The sequence below is a fragment of the Mesorhizobium sp. LSJC269B00 genome (assembly GCF_000502815.1).
GTDB lineage: Bacteria > Pseudomonadota > Alphaproteobacteria > Rhizobiales > Rhizobiaceae > Mesorhizobium.
The window spans coordinates 1-16,811 of the sequence record NZ_AYVN01000018.1 but is presented as its reverse complement, the minus strand read 5'-3'; the positions used below and the strand labels follow the sequence as shown (position 1 = coordinate 16,811).

The window sequence follows — 16,811 nt, the reverse complement described above, 5'->3', positions numbered from 1 at the left end:
GACCGGCTCAAGCCTCGATTTCGAGCGCCGACAATGGTTTCGAGCAGCAGGCAAGGATAAAACCGTCATCGATCTCGTGGTCGAGGATGCCGCCATTGTGGCTCATCTCGACTTCGCCGGAGACCTTCTTCACCTTGCAGGTGCCGCACAGGCCGAACTCGCAGGCGGCGGGAATCCGCACGCCCGAGCTGCGCGCGGTCTGCAGCACGGTCTGGCCGGCGACGCAGCCGGCGTCGACCTCCGAAAGCGAGAAGCGGATCGGCGTCACGGCTTCGACAGGTGCAGCGATGCCGTCCTCGACCGGGGAGGCAAACGGCGCCGGAATTTCCTCCACCACAGGCGCGGCAAAGCTCTCCTGATGGTATTTCGTCATGTCGAAGCCGGCGGCATCCAGCATGCCGCGCACGGCGCGCATGAACGGATCGGGGCCGCAGCAGAAGATTTCGCGCTCGCGGAAGTCCGGAGCCAGCAAGGGCAGCCGGATCGCATCGATGCGGCCCATATGGCCGTACCAGCCTTCGCGGCTGGAACGTTCCTCGATCATGAAGCCGAGCGACAGGCCGGGCATATGGCCGCCGAGCAGTTCGAGTTCCTTGCGGAAGATGATCTCTTCGGCACGCCGCGCGCAGTTGACGAAACCGACATCGGTCCATGGCGCGCAGTCGTTCAGCCAGCGCAGCATCGACATCATCGGCGTCACGCCGGAGCCGGCGGAAATGAACAGGTATTTGGCCGCCGGGTGGCTGTGCAACGAGAAGTCGCCGGCCGGTCCGTAGGCCTTGACATGCGAACCGGGCACCAGATGGTCGAACATCCAGCGCGTGCCGATGCTGCCGGCCTGCGCCTTGATCGTCACCGCGATCGAAAACGGCCGCGATGGCGACGACGACAGCGTGTAGGTGCGCATCAGCGGCCCGTCCGGTGTCGGCAGTTCCAGCGTCAGGAACTGGCCCGGCTTGTAGCGGAACCAGGTCTGGTTGTCGGAGCGGAAGGTGAAGGTCTTGACGTCGGGCGCCTCGTCGCTGACGCCGATCACTTCCAGCACCTGCAGCCTATCGTTCCACGGCGCCATCTGGTCAAGATGGCGATAGAGCCCAAGATCCGTCATCGCATTCATCCTCTGGTCCCTCTTCGCCTGCTCCAGCTCACGCGACGCTGCGTAGCGCCGGCCGGCCGCCTTCGGCAAGGCGCGGGCCGATGAAGGCCGCGTACCATTCGACGAACTGGATCACGCCGCCCTCGTGCAGCTCCGAATAGGGGCCGGGCTCATAGGCCGGAGACAGGATGCCAAAGGCGTTTTCCTCGACGATGCGGCGGTCCTGGTCGTTGGTCTCGGTCCAGACATGGGTGAGCTCCTCAAGGTTGTAGTCGACCCCCTCGACCGCATCCTTGTGCACCAGCCACTTGGTCGTCACCGCGGTTTCGGTGGCGCTGATCGGCAGCACCCGGAAGGTGACCGCATGGTCGATCAGTATGTGGTTCCAGGTCGTCGGATAGTGGTAGTGCATCAAGGTGCCGATGCGGTCGGCGGCAACAGTGTCGGACAGGTTCTTCGTCACCGCGCGCTTTCCGGACATCGTGTAGCTGACGGCATCGCGCAGCAGCGGCGCGCGGGTGGCGCGGTATTGCCCGGCCGGATCGATGCGGAACTTGCTCGGCAGGCCCGCCGCCTCGCATTTCGCCCAGTGCGCCAGCATCTCCGGATCGCTGTCGGCGCCCTGCACGCCGGTCACCGTCGGCGCTTCGGGGAATGTCTTGCACAGCTCTGGATGATTGCCGGCGCAGTGATAGCATTCGCGGTTGTTTTCCCAGACCAGCTTCCAGTTGCCCTTCTCGATGATGGTGCTCTCGAAGGCGACCTTGGCTTCATTCAGCCGGTGCGGCTTGAGGTAGGGCTCTATCATGGCGCGCATCGGGGCAAAGTCGGCAGGTTCTTTTGCCAGGCAGATGAAGATGTAGCCGCCGACGCTCTCGCAGGCGACGGGCTTCAGGCCGAACTGGCTCTTGTCGAAACCGTCGGCCATCTGGCGGGCAAACAGCAGCCGGCCGTCAAGCTCGTAGGTCCACTGGTGATAGGGGCAGACAAGCTTTGCCGCCATGCCCTTCTCAGTGTTGCAGACACGGCTGCCGCGATGGCGGCAGGAATTGTGAAAGGCGTTGATGTTGCCCTTCTGGTCGCGGACCAGCACCACCGGATAATCGCCGATCTGCACGGTGATATAGCTGCCGGGCTTCGGCAGTTCGCAATCATGGCCGATGAACAGCCAGTCGCGATACCAGATAAGCTCCATGTCGAGCTTGAAATAGTCCGGGTCGGTGTAGAAGGGCTGTTCCAGCGAAAAGCCTTGCTTGCGGCCGTTCAGGAGCCTCAGCATGTCGTTGCGCGTATCCATAGTTCTGTCCTCGTGGTTTAAGGACTGAACTTGGTGGTGATGGAGGAAGGATCGGACGCAGGCCGGCGCGGCTCCGGACATGCACTATCCACCTCTTGACCGCCCACCGCGATCAGTCGAGTCTAGGCATCTCGGGCTGGTTTCCGGGCTCTGGAGTTGTCCTTGCGGACCATCGCGACACCTTCCCAGGCTGCTGCCCAGTGGTCTCCCGTTGCGACTTCAACTCCACCACCGTTGCGGGGGCAGCGCCGGATTCTGACCGGCTTCCCAATTCTCCGCTGCGTCGTCACGAAGCGGCACCTGAGATGCGATCATCTAATCACGGCAGCGATCGCGACGTCGGCATGAAAGCGACATCATATCCATGCGGCGCGACACGCGCGGCATACGCCCCCCGCCGCCGGTCAAAGAGCTGAGACGTTTCTTGCGACGCCATCATCGCCGTTTCGAATCGCTGCGGATCCAGTTCCGATCGGGGGCAAAAAGGGCTCAACGGTATCGAAAAGTTACTATTAGCAATCTCTAATCGAACCGAACGGTTCGTTTCTGTTGACAATGCGTGCAGGACGGTGTGAACGACGGCCCGGAAACCGACACCGGAGCGAACCACTCGGTTCGACATAAGCAACTGAAAACAATGCGATAAATGACCATAGAGGAACTTCCTGGCACAATTTCAAGGTGCAGGACCGTAGTCCACACGGAACAACTTCGTGATTGGAAACCAGCCTATGGCTTTCCCACATCGGGGCTGTCCGAACGACGCGAATTCCTCCCAAGACACGCCGCTAGACGGACAGACAAACTGGAGTACTAAAAATGAAAAAGATCATCCTCACTGCCGCAGCCGTTTTGGCGATCACCGGCAGCGCCTTCGCCGGTAGCGACAATTACGGTTCCAATGGTGCGAACCAGCCAGCCGTCTCGGTCGACAGCTCGTATACGGCTTCCATTCAGAAGCCGGCGCACGCTGACAAGCAGCCTGTCGTTCAGGGCGCCGACCGCGACCTCTACGGCAATCGCTGATCCCGACCAAAGAAGGGCGGCTAACCCGTCGCTCTCGGGATCCCAAAAAATTCAGGAGTATTGAAATGAAAAAGATCATCCTTGCTGCCGCCGCCGTTTTGGCCATCTCCGGCAGCGCTTTCGCCGGCAGCGACAACTACGGTTCGAACGGCGCCAACCAGCCTGCGATTACGTCGACCGATAGTGGCCATACGGCTTCGGTTGAGAAGTCGGCTCCAGCCGAGCAGGCGCCTGCCCACGGTGCCGACCGTAACCTTTTCGGCCGTTAAAAGCCGGTTTCCCAGCACGCGGCGGGCTTATCCGCTGCAGCTGGCGACATCAGAAAAATTCAGGAGACTAAAATGAAGAAGATCGTTCTTGCCACCGCAGCCCTTCTGGCTATTTCGAGCGCTGCCTTTGCCGGCAGCGACAATTATGGCTCCAATGGCGCCAACCAGCCGGCCGCTGCCGTCGACACCACCCGCACTTCATCGACCGGCACCAACTCGGCGGTCTACAAGCTGCTGAACTCGTCGGACGACCAACAGAAGTTCGTTCCTCAGAGCAGCGACAGGGATCGGTTCGGCAACAACTAACAGCCGAAGCTTAAAAAAAGAGCGGCGGGCCTGGCCCGCCGCTCTTTTTTCATGCCTGTACGACGCAGCTATCTCAAGCCGCCTTCACTTCCACCGGCTTGAGCGAGAAGGAGTGCCCATCGGCGTCGAAGATGTGCAGGTCCCCGGCATCCGCGGTCAGTCGCAGCTTTGCCCCGCGCTTGACCTCGACATTGCCGGGCAGCTTGGTCACCAACGGCAGGTCAGCGCGGCCGATATCGACATAGACAAGCTGCACCTCGCCGAGTTGCTCGACATAGTCCACCACGCCCTCGAAAAGATATTCCGCGCCGGTGGCGGCCGACAGATCCTCCGGCCGCACGCCGAAGCTGACTGCCGCACCCTTTGCTGACGCCGGCGTTGCGATCGGCACCGTTGCCTTGCGGCCGCCGACATGGCTGACGATTGTCGGGTTGCCCGTCCTGTCGATTGTCGCCGGCAGGATGTTCATGGCCGGCGAGCCGATGAACTGGGCAACGAACAGATTGCCGGGCTTCTTGTAGAGGTCCATCGGCGTGCCGACCTGCTCGATATGGCCATCCTTCAGCACGACGATGCGGTCGGCGAGCGTCATCGCTTCGACCTGATCGTGGGTGACGTAGATCATGGTCGTGGCAGGCATCGATTCCTTGAGCTTGGCGATCTCGATGCGGGTCGCGACGCGCAGCGCCGCGTCGAGATTCGACAGCGGCTCGTCGAACAGGAACACTTTCGGATTGCGCACGATGGCGCGACCGATGGCGACACGCTGGCGCTGGCCGCCCGACATCGCCTTGGGCAGGCGGTCGAGATATTTGGTCAGCTGCAGGATTTCGGCGGCCTGCCGCACCCGCTTGTCGATCTCGGCCTTGCTTTCCTTGCCGATCTTCATCGAGAAGGCCATGTTGTCGTAGACGGTCATGTGCGGATAGAGCGCATAGGACTGGAACACCATGGCAATGCCGCGCTTGGAAGGCGGCACGTCGTTCACCACCTCGCCGGCGATCTTCAGCTCGCCGGAGGTGATCTCCTCAAGCCCGGCGATGGACCGCAGCAAGGTCGACTTGCCGCAACCCGACGGGCCGACGAAGACGATGAACTCGCCCGACTTTATGTCGAGGTCGATGCCGTGGAGAATGTGCAGATTGCCGTATGATTTCTTCACCTGTCTCAGCGTGACATCGGCCATAATTTCCTCCCAGTGATTTCCCTAGAGAACCTGGATTTCCTCAAAAAATCCAGTTTCGTCAAAAACTCAGTCGATGCGCCCGAACCAGGCGCCGTAGCCGCCGAGGCGGATGGAACCTGTGCCGGATTGTCCCGAAAAACCGTGCCCGGCCAATGGCAGCAGCGCCTGACCACCGAGATCGACCTCGGCCGGCTTGCTGGCCAGATTGAAGACGCAGACGATCTGCTCATTGCCCTCACGGCGGGTGAAGGCGACGGTGTCGCCCTCGCTTTCGATGAACTCGATGTCGCCTTTGGCCAGGGCCGGATGCTGGCGGCGGAAACCGAGAAAGCGCCGGTAGTGCTCGAGCAGCGAGGCCGCGTCGCCCTGCTGAACATTGACCGCTTGCGACAAATGCTTGCCCGGCACTGGCAGCCAGGGCTTGGCCGTCGAAAAGCCGGCATTGCTGGCGGTTGCATCCCACACCATCGGCGTGCGGCAGCCGTCGCGGCCCTTGAATTCGGGCCAGAAGCGAATGCCGTAGGGGTCCTGCAGATCCTCGAACTGCAACTCGGCTTCGCCCAGCCCAAGCTCCTCTCCCTGATAGAGGCAGACCGAACCGCGCAGCGACATCAGCAGCGCCGAGATAACCTTCAGATAGGCAGCCGGGTCGGCCTCGTCGGCGGCCCAGCGCGAGGCCGGACGCATCACGTCGTGGTTGGAAAATGCCCAGCACGACCAGCCGTCGCTGGCGACCTTGCCGAAGGCTTCCAGCACCTGGCGCACCTTGGCGGCGCTGATCTTTTCCGGCGCCAGGAAATCGAAGGAATAGCACATGTGGACGCGTTTGCCGCCGGCGGTGTAGGCGGCGACCACTTCCAGCCCGCGTTGCGAATCGCCTACTTCGCCGACCGCGGCGGTTGCCGGATATTCGTCGAGCAGCGCCCGGAACCGTTCGAGGAAGGCAAGGTTTTCCGGCCGGCTCTTGTCGTAGATATGGTCCTGGTAGTTGTAGGGATTGACCGCAGGTGCTGTCTGGTCGTTGCGCTCTTCGGGCGGCAGCGGCGGATTGTTCTCCAGCCCCTGGCTGTGGAAGTAGAAATTGATGGTGTCGAGGCGGAAGCCGTCGACGCCGCGCTCCAGCCAGAAGCGGGTGACGTCGAGCAGCGCGTCCTGGACTTGCAGATTGTGGAAGTTGAGGTCGGGCTGCTCGGACAGGAAATTATGCAGATAATATTGCTGGCGGCTGGTGTCCCACTGCCAGGCCGAGCCGCCGAAGATCGACAGCCAGTTGTTGGGCGGCGTGCCGTCCGGCCTGGCGTCGGCCCAGACATACCAGTCGGCCTTGGGATTGCTACGGCTGCCGCGGCTCTCCTTGAACCATGGATGGTTGTCGGCGGTGTGCGACAGCACCTCGTCGATCATCACCTTGAGGCTGAGGTGATGGGCTTCCGCAACCAGCGCGTCGAAATCGGCGAGCGTCCCGAACATCGGGTCGACGTCGCAATAGTCCGAGACGTCATAGCCGAAATCCTTCATAGGCGACTTGAAGAAGGGCGAAATCCAGATGGCGTCGACGCCGAGCGAGGCGATGTAGGGCAGCCTGCGGATGATGCCCTTGAGGTCGCCGATGCCGTGGCCATTGGAGTCCTGATAGGAGCGCGGATAGATCTGGTAGATCACCGCGCCCCGCCACCAGTCGCGATCGACGGCGAGATCGGGCTTCGAGGTCGCCTTCAAAGCGGCTTGCATAAGTCTCAACCTCCTTTGACCGAGCCGGCCAGCAGCCCGCGGACGAAATAGCGCTGCAGCGAGAAGAACACGATCAGCGGCACGATAATGGTGACGAAGGCCGATGTCGTCAGGATTTCCCAGTCGCCGCCGCGCGAGCCGAGCAGCGCGTTGAGCTTCGCGGTCAGCACGATCTGGTCCCCTTCGGTACCGAGGAAAACCATTGCCACCAACAAATCGTTCCACACCCACAGGAACTGGAAGATTGCAAAGGACGCCAGCACCGGGAAGGACAGCGGCAGCACGATCTTGACGAAGATTTCGAAATCGCTGGCGCCGTCTATGCGCGCCGATTCCATGATCTCGCGCGGCAGGCCGGCAATATAGCTGCGCAGGAGATAGATGGCGAAAGGCAGGCCGAAGCCGGTATGCGCCAGCCAGATGCCGAGATAGGTTTTCGACGGCACACCGAAGAAGATGCCGACGCCGTTGTAGATCTTCAAAAGCGGGATCAAGGACATCTGCAGCGGCACGACCAGCAGGCCGATGATTGTGGCGATCAGCAAGGCGCGGCCGGGAAAACGCATCCACGCCAATGCATAGGCGGCGAAGGCGGCGATCAGGATCGGGATGACCGTCGCCGGGATGGTGACGGTCAGCGAGTTTATGAACGAGCGGCCGATGCCCTCCGAAAACAGCACGGTCTTGTAATTGTCGGTGGTGAATTTCGGTGGCGCCGACGAGGCGTAATAGACGCGCTGGCCACGGTCGCCTTCGAAAGCCTTGGGCGAACTCATGACGAACGTTCCGTCGGCATTGAGCTGCAAGGTCACGCCGTCGCCGAGATCGGCAGTGGTGCCGGCCGGATATTGCGTCGGTGCCGCCGACTTGACGCCGAAGGCGCTGATGTTGCGCGCAGCACCGTCGCCGAAGATATTGCCGGCAAGCACGAACTTGCCGTCCTTCTCGACCTGCGCCGAGGCCGGCGGCAGGCGGCCGGCTTCAGTCTGGCTGGAGTTGGAGAACGAGTTCCACCAGCCCGAGGCGATGATCTGGTCCTTGTCGCGCAGCGACGAGACCAGGATGCCGAGCGTCGGCACGGTCCATATGGCGACGAAGACGAGCACGGCGATGTGGACGCCGAAGCGGCTGGCAAAGGACTTTCCGGTCGCGACGGCCATCTCAATGTCCTCCCGTCTCTTTGTTCGCCTGGCGGATGTTCCAGACCATGATCGGGATGACCGCGATCATGATGATGATGGCGATGGTGGCGCCGCGGCCGAAATCGCCACCGCCGCGGAACATCCAGTCGAACATCAGATTGGCCAGCACCTGGCTGTTCCATTGGCCGTTGGTCATGGTCAGCACGATGTCGAACACTTTCAGCACCAGGATGGTGATGGTCGTCCAGACCACGGCGATGGTGCCCCAGATCTGCGGCACCATGATCTTCCAGAAAATCTGGAACGGATTGGCGCCGTCGATGACAGCGGCTTCGAGTGTTTCCTCGGGGATGCCGCGCAGCGCCGAAGACAGGATGACCATGGCAAAGCCGGTCTGGATCCAGATCAGGATGATCATGAGGAAGAAATTGTTCCAGAAAGGCAGCGATATCCAGACCTGCGGCTGGCCGCCGAAATACTGGATGATGGCGTTGAGCAGGCCGATCTGCGTCTGGCCCTCGCCGCGATATTCGTAGATGAATTTCCAGATCACGCTGGCGCCGACAAACGAGATCGCCAGCGGCAGGAAAATCAGACTCTTGGCGATCGTGCCCCACCAGATCTTGTCGGTGAGCACGGCGATGATCAGCCCGAGGAAGGTGCACGCCGCCGGCACCACCGCCAGCCAGATGATGTTGTTGAGGATCGAGTTCCGGAACTCGCGGTCGCCGAACGCCCATTCATAGTTGGCGAAGCCGACAAAATGCTGGCCGCCGCGATCCAGGAAGGACAGCCAGAGCGTCGCCACCACCGGGTAGATCAGATAGACGGTGAGGATGATCATTGCCGGGCCGACGAACAGCCAGGGACGCACCAGCCCTTGCCGGCGCAGATTGTCGATGGCTGCCGCGCCAGCGACGCCGCGCGACGGGAAAATCAGGTCGACCAGCTTGTTGGCGCCCCAGAAATAGGCGACGCAGCCGCCGACGCCGACGAAAATGGCAAAAATGGCCGATAATATCTGAGCAGCCATGGGTCCCTCTCCCTGCGCATGATCGGCCGGGCCTTGAACAGCCCTGGCGATGTGGCTCTGCGCCGATTTAAGTTATTCTGAAACGAACGAACGCAAATCGGTCCGGCGTAAGGCGCCGGTCGGATCCGGGCCATAGCGGCCCGGACCCAGCCTGTGGAGGAAGTCCTGAATTTGCCGCCAAAGCGGCTGATTACTTGGCAGTGGTTCCTTGCCAGCTGACTGCTTGACAGCTGACTACTTGATAGCGTCCCAGCTCTTCTGGATGTCGGTGGCGACATCCTGCGCCGACTTGCCGCCGACCAGATCGATCATGCCGGTCCAGAAGGCGCCGGCGCCGATCTTGCCCGGCATCAGGTCCGAACCGTCGAAGCGGAAGGTCGAGGCATTGGCGAGGATATCGCCCTGCTTCTTCAGCGCGTCGCTGGCATAGGCATCCTTGTTGACCGACTTGAGCGGCGTGACGAAGCCGCCCTGGGCCATCCAGATTTCATGTGCCAGCGGCATTTTCAGGAATTCGATGAACGCGCGTGCACCCTTCGAATCCTTGGTGATCATGGCCAGCGTGCCGGCGCCGAGCACAGGCGTGCCCAGCTCGGGCTTGGATGCATAGGGCGGGAAGTAGAAGAAGTCGGCGTCCTGTCCAACCTTTGTGCCTTCCGGGAAGAAGGTCGGGATGAACGATGCCTGATGGTGCAGGTAGCATTTCGGCGGCACCGAGAAGAGGCCCTTCGGGCTGTCGCGGAAGTCGGTCGCGGCAACCGCCTTGGCCCCACCGTCGACCATCTTGTCGTCGGTCGCGATCTTGCCGAAAATGTCGATGGCGTTGACCACCGCCGGATCGTTGAACGGGATCTCGTTCTTTACCCACTTGTCATACACGTCGGGCGTCTGGGTGCGCAGCATGATGTCTTCGACCCAGTCGGTCGCCGGCCAGCCGGTAGCGCCGCCTGAGCCGAGGCCGATGCACCACGGCGTGCCGCCGTCGGCGATGATCTTCTTCTCGAGGTCGGCGAGCTCTTCCTGGGTCTTGGGAACCTTGTAGCCGGCTTCCTCGAAATTGTCGGGCGAATACCAGACCAGCGATTTCACGTCGGCCTTGTAGGGGAAGGCGAAGAAGCCCGGCTTGCCGTCCTTGTCCTTGAAGGTGCCGAGATCGACCCATGACTGGCCGGCGCCGTAATTGTCCTTGATCCATTTGGCGGTGTCGTCGCCCAGCGGCGTCAAAAGGCCCTTGGACGCCAGATCCTGGATCAGGCCCGGCTGCGGCAGTACGGCGATATTGGGCGGGCTGCCGGCCTGGGTATCGATGACGATCTGCTGTTCGTAATTTTCCGACGAGGAGTATTTGATCTCGGCGCCGGTGGCTTCCTGAAAATATTCGAGAACAGTGCGGATGAGGCCTTCGTCCTCGCCGCGCCAGGGCCCGAAGATGGTCAGCGTCTCGCCCTTGAGATCGACCTTCTTCAGCTCTTCGTAATTGGCCCAGTTGAAGCGCTTGTCTTCCCCGGGCTTGAACTTCAGTTCGGCTTGCGCCGGCAGGGACAAGGCGAGCGTGGCAAACGCTGCGCCAAGCAGAAGCATCTTCTTCATCGGTATTCCTCCCAGTGTGGACACATACACCCGGACGGAACCTCCATTCCGCCCGCCGACGCTGCAGGACTGTGACTCGTTCAGAAAGGAACCGCAACCTTTCGAAGAGTCTTCCAAAGCGCTTTGGTCTTTTTGATCTCGCCATTGAATCGGCTGGAAGTCAAGAGGGCGGTGGGCTAATCGATTTAATTTCGAGATGGAAGACTTGGTAAAGTGCGCTGCAGCATAGTTTTACGGCGGTGCAGCAGCGTATTAAGCTTCAAACTGGCCGGACCAGTGCGTATGGTCGACCAGCTTGGCCGCGCCCGTTGTGGCGCCGCGTGGCTTCAAAATTAAAAGCGCTTTGAGGCTTGGAGGCCTCCCAGTGAACCTGAAGCAGCTCTCTCATATGCTAGCCCTGTCGCAGACAACGGTAAGCCGTGCGCTCAACGGCTATCCGGAGGTCAACGAGGAAACCCGCCGGCGCGTGGTGGATGCCGCCAAGCGCCACGGCTACCGGCCCAATCCGAGCGCGCGCCGGCTGGCGACCGGCAAGACGGGCATGATCGGCTATGTGCTGCCGACGGGCGCCTCCGTCGACATCGACCCGCATTTCGTCGAATTCCTCTCCGGCCTCGGCGACTATGCCCGCTCGCACGAGCTCGACCTGGTGCTGTCGCCGGCCGATGCCGACGACCAGGAAACCACCTATCGCCGCATCGTCGCCAACCGCCAGGTCGACGCCGTCTACATCTCCTCGCCGCGCCCGGCCGACCGGCGGGTGGCGCTGGTCAACACGCTCGGCATTCCCTTCATCGTCCATGGCCGCAGCGAAGGCTTCGATTTCGACTATCCCTTCACCGACATCGACAATGAGGGCGGCTTCCACGACGCCGCCCGGCTGCTGGTTCAGCTCGGCCACCGCCGGCTGGCGCTGATCAATGGCGACGACCGCGAGACCTTCGCCATCCACCGCGAGCGCGGCATGCGCAGGGCGCTGGCCGCGAGCGGCCTGACGCTCGGCGAGCGCCATGTCTGTTCACTCACCATGACCGAGGAGAACGGCTACCGCGCCGCCAGGCGCCTGCTCGAACAGAGCGAGCGGCCGACGGCGATCGCCTGCTCCAGCCTGATCATGTCGCTCGGCGTCGTGCGCGCGGTGCGCGACCTTGGCCTGACCATTCCCGGCGACCTGTCGTTGATTGCCCATGACGACGTCTTTCCATGGCTGAAGCCGGAGAATTTTTCCGTGCCGCTGTCGACGACGCGCTCGTCGATCCGCCTCGCCGGCGCCCGCATCGCCGAACGCCTGGCAGCGCGCATTTCCGGCTTGGAAGAAGGCGCGCGGGGCGAGGTCTGGCCTGTCGACCTGGTGGTGAGAGGCTCGGTCGCCGGCGCGCCGGTTTAGGGATTAATCCAATTGCTCCGCTGGGCAAGTTCACCCATGTGGATGTTGCCCGCAGATAGATTGACTTCGTTGGGACAACGGTCTGCCTGGACCTGTCCTTGATTTGGCTTCGAGTGGGTGGCAACCAGTAAGCCAGAGCCATCAACCAGTCCTCAGGGTGCGCCACTTGCCCATATTCCCGTTCTCCGAAACGGATCCAATCCGGCATCCTGGCCCACCGCCGAAAACGTCGGAGGTGGTCATTGTCGGTGGCGGCATCATCGGTGTGACGACGGCGCTTTTCCTGGCACAGCGGAACATCCCGGTGACGCTGCTGGAAAAAGGACGCATTGCGGCCGAACAGTCGTCCCGCAATTGGGGCTGGATCCGAAAGCAGGGACGCGACGCCGACGAGTTGCCCATCGTCATAGAGGCTATTCGCCTGTGGCGGCAACTGGCTGAGGAATGCGGCGAGGACATCGGCCTGACCCAGACAGGTGTGACCTACCTGGCGAGGACCGACAAGGACATGGCCGGCTTCGAAGCATTCATGAAGATCGCTGCGACGCATGCGCTCGACACCCGTCTCCTGGATGCAGACGAAACCGCGGCACTCATCAAAGGCATGTCGCGCAAATTCAAGGGCGCGATGACGACGCCCTCCGACATGCGGGCGGAGCCTTGGCTGGCGGTGCCCGCACTTGCCCGGCTCGCCGTGCGAAAAGGCGTCAAAATCGTCGAGAATTGCGCAGCGCGAACCCTCGAAATCTCAGGCGGCAAGGTCAAGGGCGTGTGGACCGAGACGGGGTATATCGAGGCCTCCAGCGTGCTGGTCGCGGGAGGTGCCTGGTCATCCTTGTTCCTGAGAAGACACGGCGTCTCCATCCCCCAGCTCAGCGTCAGGGTAACCGCAGCCGCAACGGACCCCTTGGCTGAAATCTATGCAGGTGCGGCGACTGACGAACACATCGCTTTCAGGCGCCGGCAGGATGGCGGGTATACGCTCGCCGCGGGCGGCAGCCATCTGCATTACCTGGGACCTGACGCCTTCCGGCACGCCACCAGATACCTTCCAGCCCTCAGGGACAATCCGTTCGGGACGCGCTACTTTCCGTTCGCCCCGTCAGGCTACCCTGACGCCTGGTCGACGCCGCGCGATTGGGCGCCGGATTCCGTCAGTCCTTTCGAAAAAATGCGGGTGCTGAACCCGCCCCCTGAACGAGCCGGTCTGCGTTCCATAGAACGCAATTTCGGACGTCTTTTTCCACAGCTCGAAACAGTTCGCCTGAAGGCAGGCTGGGGCGGCATGATCGACGCCATGCCCGACGTCGTCCCCATCGTGGATCATGTGCAGGCCGTCGGCGGTCTTTTCGTCGCGACGGGAATGAGCGGTCACGGCTTCGGTATCGGGCCTGGCATAGGCCGTGTCGTTGCCGACCTGATCCAGGGAAACCAGACGGGGCACGACCTCAGCCGCTTCCGGCTGTCACGCTTCCATGATGGCAGCCCTGTCCGGCTGGGCCCGGCGCTCTGAATTGGTGGCGCGAATTTCGCCCGGTTTACTTGTTCGCCGCCGCCTTCGTATCCAGCAGCCCATAACCGAAATCATTGTCCCGTCCCTTCGGACCGAGATCCCTGGCGGTGGCGGCCAGCGCCTTTTCGATGTCGTCGGCGGAGCGCTCGGGTGAAGCGTGGATCAAATTGGCGATAGCGCCGGACACGATCGCGGCGGCAAACGAGGTGCCGGTGACGACGTCAGAGCCGGCGCCGCTCGGCGCCACCATCTCGACGCCGGGCGCCGAGATGAAGACATAAGCGCCGCGATTGGCCTGCTGCATCAGCCCGTCCTTGGCGTCGGTGGCGGTGACCGCGATCACGCCGTCATAGGCGGCGGGGTAGCCATAGGGCGCTTTCGGCCCGTTGTTGCCGGCAGCAGCGACCAGGATGATGCCGAGCCCGCGCGCATTGCGGCAGGCCGTGGCGAGCAGATCGTTCTTGGGGCCGACGAAACTCATATTGATGATGCTGACATTCTGGTCCGCCGCCCAGTCGAGCGCCGACAGGATGACATCCATGGTCGACCTGCCGTCCTCGAAGGCGCGGGCGTGATAGATCCTGGCGCCGGGCGCCATGCCTTCGAGCGCGCCGACGCCGGCGATCAGCCCGTCGACCGAGGTACCGTGGTCACGCTTTTCGACCGGCACGTTGGGCATGGCGTCGAACTGGTCGGCAATGACGCCGGACAGCGCCGGATTGGTGTCGTCTATGCCGGTGTCGATGACGGCGATGCGCACGTTTTCGCCACTGGCTTGCTTGTTGTCGAGCTGAATGCGCTCGAAGGCATAGTTGACGATGCCGGCCGCCTGCTGCAGCGAATAGATATGGTTTGGCTCGCGCCGCAGGGTGCGGCCATCGGCGGCCAGCTGCGCCAGCACGGCGCCGACCGGGCGGCCGTCGGGAATGCCGAAGCGCACCAGCGTGGTGCCGAGCAGCCGCGACTGGCGCTGCGAGCGCACTTCAAGGCCGAAGGAGGCGGCGATCTGCTGGACGGCGCCGGCATCGCCGTCGACGGTCACCAGCACCTCGTCGGGCACGAACTCGCCGGCGATGGCACGGCGCGGCGCGGTCGCGACAAGATCGGTCGGCGAAACGATCGCCCCGCCGGCGGGTGGCCCGGCCTGCGTGTCGGCAGGCGGCGNTGTCGGCAGGCGGCGCTGACGGCCGCGGCGTCGGCACGGGCGCTACGGGAGCCGGTGGGTTGGGAAACAGGTCGACGATCAGGGCCGGAAGGGTAACTGCGCCTGGTTCGCCGCCGACGTTGGCCTCATTGCCGTCTTTCGGGCAGTCGGCAGCCGCCGCTCCGGCCGCGTCGGTGCAGTCGGCCCGGCCGGCATTGGGATCATTGGTCTGCGCCGACGCCGGCACGGCGACGATTGTCGTCGCCGCCACCAGGATCGCCGCAAATCGAATGACCGCCCTAGCTGCCATCAACCGGTTTCCTTCCCTCGATCACAGTCTCCGCGAACGGCTGGGCGGCAATAAGGCCGACGAGCCTGGTGTAGTCTGCTCCGGTCTTGACCGGGATGGCAATGCGGAAGACGCCCGAGGCGGCCGGCCCGCCGGCGATCTTCAGCGCGTTCTGGTCGAGGAAAACAGCGATGTCGGACATCTTCGCATCCGGCTTGAACTTGACCAGCGCGAACGGCAGTTTGGCCAGATCATCCTCGGCGCCGGCAATCTCGAAATCATGGCTCTTGCCGCCGGTCTGCACGTAGGACTGCACCACGACCAACGCCAGCAGCACCGCCGCTGCCGCCCAGGCGACACCGACCGGCACCGCCATGAAACGGCCGAGTGCCTGCGCCAGCCAGGAACGGCCCGCGGGAGCGCGGACCGGTCCGGCTTCGGCGTCGAGCGCCCTGGCAAAGCGGCTGAGCGCATCGGCCGGTGGCCGGATCGCCTCGTTGGCGGCGGTGGCGCCGGAGAATTCCGCCTCAGCCTCGCCAAGCGCCGCCGTCGCCGCCGGATCGGACGCCAGCCATTCCTCGACGGCTTCGAGGTCCGAGCCTTCCAGCGAGCCGTTCAGGTAGAACGGCAGCAGCGTTTCCATTTCGTCACGGCGCGACATTTTTTCAGCGGCGCTCATGTCTTCAGGATTGCTCATGGCCACCCCCTGTCGTAACCGGCGGCCTTGAGGGCTTCGCCGAGTTTCTTGCGGGCGTAGAACATTCGGGTCTTGACAGTGGCGACCGGGATGCCGAGTACCTCGCCGATCTCCGTCACCGACTGTCCATGGTAATAGGCAAGGTCGATCACCGAGCGGTGTTCCTCCGGCAAGGCATCGACGAAGCGCCGCAAGGCGGCGCCCTTGTCTTCCTTCATGGTGGCGACTTCCGGCGTGTCGGCGCCATCGGGAACCTGCGCCGCATCATCGTCATGGATCCAGTCTTCTTTTTTCTTGCGCAGCATCGACAGCGCCTTGAACCGGGCGATGCCGAGCAGCCATGTCGAGACTTCCGAGCGCCCTTCGAAACCGGGCGCCTGGCGCCACAGCTCGAGAAAGACCTCGTTTGCGATATCGTCGGCCATCATTTCCGATCCCGTCTGGCGCACCACGAAGCGGTAGACCCGCGCGTGGTGACGCATGAACAGCAGCCGAACAGCGGCACGGTCGCCCTTCGCGACCCGGTCGACAAGCGCGCGATCAGTCTCGGTCGCTGCCGTCATGGCCGGTCGAGCCGCCTGGCTCCTGTCTGCTCTGTCGCCGATAGGTTCAAAAAGGTTCATCCTTCCGCCAAGGAATTTTGGCGAAGCTAACCGAAGAAGGTGAGTGTTGCCAGAGTGTCTCCCTTCTCCCCGTCACTATACGGGGAGAAGGTGGCGGCAGCCGGATGAGGGGCGGCACCGGCGTTGGGGTATTTAGGTAGTGTGCTGAGAGTTCTGCAAATTCGCTGAGAGGGGGCGGTCATGGCAGGCTGGTGATTGTTCACGTCACCTGATTCCCGCGAAGGAACGCCACCATGACCAAGACTGAAGGTAAGACCGCCAGCGCTGCCGTCAAAGACATTTTGCTTTCGAACCCGGATGGATTGCACGAAGTGCTCCGTGCGGTGATGCAGGAGGTGCTTGAGGCCGAGATGGAGGAGGCGCTGGGTGCTTCGAAGGGCGAACGCACGCCTGAGCGCCTTGGGTATCGCTCGGCTTACTACGGCCGCACCCTGGTCACCCGGGTGGGCAAGCTTGAGCTGCGGGTTCCACAGGACCGGGCG

Annotated in this window: 15 protein-coding genes, 1 pseudogene and 1 riboswitch; of the genes and pseudogenes, 6 read left to right on the top strand and 10 right to left on the bottom strand. The window is 62.7% G+C overall.

All coding sequences use genetic code 11. From position 1 onward, the window contains the following. Nucleotides 1–7 precede the first annotated feature (7 nt). Together X771_RS137830 and X771_RS137835 are read right to left on the bottom strand one after the other, a co-directional pair. Nucleotides 8–1,108: a hybrid-cluster NAD(P)-dependent oxidoreductase gene (locus tag X771_RS137830; RefSeq protein ID WP_023690258.1), complete on the bottom strand. Its 1,101-nt coding sequence runs from the start codon at nt 1,106–1,108 to the stop codon at nt 8–10. Between the two features lie 37 nt (nt 1,109–1,145). Continuing rightward, on the bottom strand, nt 1,146–2,393 hold the full coding sequence (locus X771_RS137835) for an aromatic ring-hydroxylating dioxygenase subunit alpha (RefSeq protein WP_023668884.1): 1,248 nt from the start codon (nt 2,391–2,393) through the stop codon (nt 1,146–1,148). 116 nt (nt 2,394–2,509) lie between these two features. After that, nucleotides 2,510–2,712: riboswitch (cobalamin riboswitch) on the bottom strand. Nucleotides 2,713–3,212: 500 nt separating this feature from the next. Between X771_RS137835 and X771_RS137840 the strand changes: the two genes are divergently transcribed. From X771_RS137840 to X771_RS137850, 3 genes are all read left to right on the top strand, one after another. Further along, nucleotides 3,213–3,419 carry a DUF680 domain-containing protein gene (locus X771_RS137840; RefSeq protein WP_023668885.1) on the top strand — a complete coding sequence of 69 codons (207 nt, stop codon included), beginning with the start codon at nt 3,213–3,215 and terminating at the stop codon, nt 3,417–3,419. 65 nt (nt 3,420–3,484) lie between these two features. Beyond that, on the top strand, nt 3,485–3,688 hold the full coding sequence (locus X771_RS137845) for a DUF680 domain-containing protein (protein WP_023668886.1): 204 nt from the start codon (nt 3,485–3,487) through the stop codon (nt 3,686–3,688). Nucleotides 3,689–3,760: 72 nt separating this feature from the next. Next, nucleotides 3,761–3,994 carry a DUF680 domain-containing protein gene (locus X771_RS137850; RefSeq protein WP_023690257.1) on the top strand — a complete coding sequence of 78 codons (234 nt, stop codon included), beginning with the start codon at nt 3,761–3,763 and terminating at the stop codon, nt 3,992–3,994. Nucleotides 3,995–4,067: 73 nt separating this feature from the next. On the opposite strand, the gene ugpC is transcribed toward X771_RS137850, so the two are convergent. The 5 genes from ugpC to X771_RS137875 all read right to left on the bottom strand — a co-directional run bounded on the left by ugpC (nt 4,068) and on the right by X771_RS137875 (nt 10,676). Then, nucleotides 4,068–5,180, bottom strand: coding sequence for a sn-glycerol-3-phosphate ABC transporter ATP-binding protein UgpC (gene ugpC / locus X771_RS137855; RefSeq protein WP_023668888.1), 1,113 nt, complete (start codon nt 5,178–5,180; stop codon nt 4,068–4,070). Nucleotides 5,181–5,246: 66 nt separating this feature from the next. Further along, nucleotides 5,247–6,911 carry an alpha-glucosidase family protein gene (locus X771_RS137860; protein WP_031203229.1) on the bottom strand — a complete coding sequence of 555 codons (1,665 nt, stop codon included), beginning with the start codon at nt 6,909–6,911 and terminating at the stop codon, nt 5,247–5,249. Nucleotides 6,912–6,916: 5 nt separating this feature from the next. Beyond that, entirely contained in the window at nt 6,917–8,071 is a 1,155-nt protein-coding gene (locus tag X771_RS137865; RefSeq protein WP_023690255.1) for a carbohydrate ABC transporter permease, read from the bottom strand. A gap of 1 nt (nt 8,072) precedes the next feature. After that, nucleotides 8,073–9,086, bottom strand: a complete 1,014-nt coding sequence (locus tag X771_RS137870) for a sugar ABC transporter permease (protein ID WP_023690254.1) — start codon at nt 9,084–9,086, stop codon at nt 8,073–8,075. A 234-nt stretch (nt 9,087–9,320) separates the two neighbouring features. Then, nucleotides 9,321–10,676 carry an ABC transporter substrate-binding protein gene (locus tag X771_RS137875; protein WP_023690253.1) on the bottom strand — a complete coding sequence of 452 codons (1,356 nt, stop codon included), beginning with the start codon at nt 10,674–10,676 and terminating at the stop codon, nt 9,321–9,323. Nucleotides 10,677–11,040: 364 nt separating this feature from the next. Here X771_RS137875 and X771_RS137880 point away from each other — a divergent pair, with 364 nt between their 5' ends. Both X771_RS137880 and X771_RS137885 read left to right on the top strand, forming a co-directional pair. Continuing rightward, on the top strand, nt 11,041–12,063 hold the full coding sequence (locus X771_RS137880) for a substrate-binding domain-containing protein (protein ID WP_023684299.1): 1,023 nt from the start codon (nt 11,041–11,043) through the stop codon (nt 12,061–12,063). 166 nt (nt 12,064–12,229) lie between these two features. Continuing rightward, complete coding sequence (locus tag X771_RS137885; RefSeq protein ID WP_023690252.1) at nt 12,230–13,576, top strand: FAD-binding oxidoreductase; 1,347 nt, start codon at nt 12,230–12,232, stop codon at nt 13,574–13,576. Between the two features lie 25 nt (nt 13,577–13,601). On the opposite strand, the pseudogene X771_RS0135170 reads toward X771_RS137885, so the two are convergent. The 3 genes and pseudogenes from X771_RS0135170 to X771_RS137895 form a co-directional block, all read right to left on the bottom strand. Continuing rightward, nucleotides 13,602–15,030: pseudogene (locus tag X771_RS0135170) on the bottom strand (S8 family serine peptidase). Then, nucleotides 15,020–15,688: a hypothetical protein gene (locus tag X771_RS137890; protein ID WP_023690251.1), complete on the bottom strand. Its 669-nt coding sequence runs from the start codon at nt 15,686–15,688 to the stop codon at nt 15,020–15,022. The pseudogene X771_RS0135170 and the gene X771_RS137890 overlap by 11 nt, the downstream one beginning before the upstream one ends. 14 nt (nt 15,689–15,702) lie before the next feature. Beyond that, the gene (locus tag X771_RS137895) at nt 15,703–16,269 is read right to left on the bottom strand and encodes a sigma-70 family RNA polymerase sigma factor (RefSeq protein WP_023690250.1); all 567 of its coding nucleotides are present in this window, start codon (nt 16,267–16,269) and stop codon (nt 15,703–15,705) included. 293 nt (nt 16,270–16,562) lie between these two features. Between X771_RS137895 and X771_RS137900 the strand changes: the two genes are divergently transcribed. Beyond that, a partial coding sequence (locus X771_RS137900) for an IS256 family transposase (RefSeq protein ID WP_023690249.1) occupies nt 16,563–16,811 on the top strand: 249 nt, incomplete at its 3' end.